This is a genomic window from Streptomyces sp. NPDC054813, assembly GCF_053611365.1.
Genome location: NZ_JBSHAF010000011.1, coordinates 257,248 through 258,535, shown reverse-complemented (window position 1 = coordinate 258,535; position 1,288 = coordinate 257,248). Strand labels below are relative to the sequence as shown.

Annotated in this window: 1 protein-coding gene; it reads right to left on the bottom strand. The window is 67.9% G+C overall.

What is annotated here, in order from left to right; all coding sequences use genetic code 11:
- Window positions 1-156: 156 nt before the first annotated feature.
- Window positions 157-531: a hypothetical protein gene (locus ACWGJB_RS23915; RefSeq protein ID WP_453382154.1), complete on the bottom strand. Its 375-nt coding sequence runs from the start codon at window positions 529-531 to the stop codon at window positions 157-159.
- Window positions 532-1,288 lie beyond the last annotated feature (757 nt).

The following is a 1,288-nucleotide window of genomic DNA, read 5'->3' as shown; positions in this document are numbered from 1 at the left end:
GCCCACCCCGCGTTGCGGTGTGGCTGGTCGGCGCGCGCACCCGCCCCGCGTGTCGTGGGTCGGGTCGTCTCGCGCGCCACCTCCACCCCCCCCCCCACTGTTGTTTCCTCGTCCGCTCGGAGACTCTTGGCCGAGCAGCGGGGCGGGGACAGCGCCTCACTGGTCGAAGTAGCTGAAATCACCCACGGTCCATGCGCTGACGTCCTTGATCGCGACTCGGTACATGCCGCCCGTCTCCGGGATACCGAGGCTGCCCTGCAGGATCCGCGCGAGGTGGAAGTGCAGATGTGTGGGATCTCCGCCGCGGCCGGGCCGTTCCCCTCGCGGGTCGCCGGTGAAGACGTCGGAGAACGGGCCGAGGCGGTCCGATCCCTTCAGGACCTCCGCCACCCGCTCCCTCCACACGGCCTCGGGAGCCAGCCGGCCGGTGATGACGGCGCCGCCGACGACCACGGTCAGCGACATCTGATTGCTTCGCTCGGACTCCACCGCGGCGGAGAGAGCGACAAGCAGTTCATCAGGGTTCGACATGAGGCAGATCCTATTCAGCGGCCTGTCTCGGGCCCGCCCCGCGGGGGGTGAAGCAGCTTCGCGGACGGCGGGAGGCGGTTCTCGACCGAGCGGCGTGGGGCCCCATCCGTCGTGGCGCCGCGCGCGACGACGGATGGGGAGGCCATCGTCGCAGGTGGCAGGATTCCTCCTCTGCCATAGGGGTGAAATCTACTCTTGCCAGAGTAGACATTACCTCGCAGCGTGGTTATGCTTCCTGTCGTAGAACACGGTCGAACGAGACCCGGCAGAAACGAACTGGCGGGTAGCTGTACACGAAGTTCGCAGGTCAGTGCGGCTCTCGAGCCTCGAAGCCAAGGTTTCCCAGAACGGCGACGGCGCTGGGAGCCGCACTGGGCGGCTCGCATGTCGAGGAGCTGCCGCAGCAGTACCGCAGTGCCGATTCATCCAGTGGTTGGTTCAGAGAGGAACGGAGGAGCAGACGCCATCAGGATCGCCCGGCCCGAGAAGCACTCGGCCCGGGTACCGCAAGACCCCGGAATGGATGGTGGTCCCCGGTCAAGCAGCTAAGATCCCCCGCTACCCTGCCCTCTGCCGGGCCGGGTAGCGGAAACAGAAGGTCGGCACAGCAGTAGGGCCGACAGATGGTGTTGAATTTCCTTCGGGGCCCGGGGGGGGGGGGGGCCCCCCGCCCCCCCCCCCCCGGGGGCCCCCCGGGTGGAGAAACAGCGCGACAAACTGATGGGTTTTGATGTGGTCCTCGCGCACGGGGAGTCTA

Bases quoted from the DNA above. Each gene is read 5' to 3' on its own strand.
- ACWGJB_RS23915 (WP_453382154.1), bottom strand. From the start codon at position 531: ATGTCGAACCCTGATGAACTGCTTGTCGCTCTCTCCGCCGCGGTGGAG.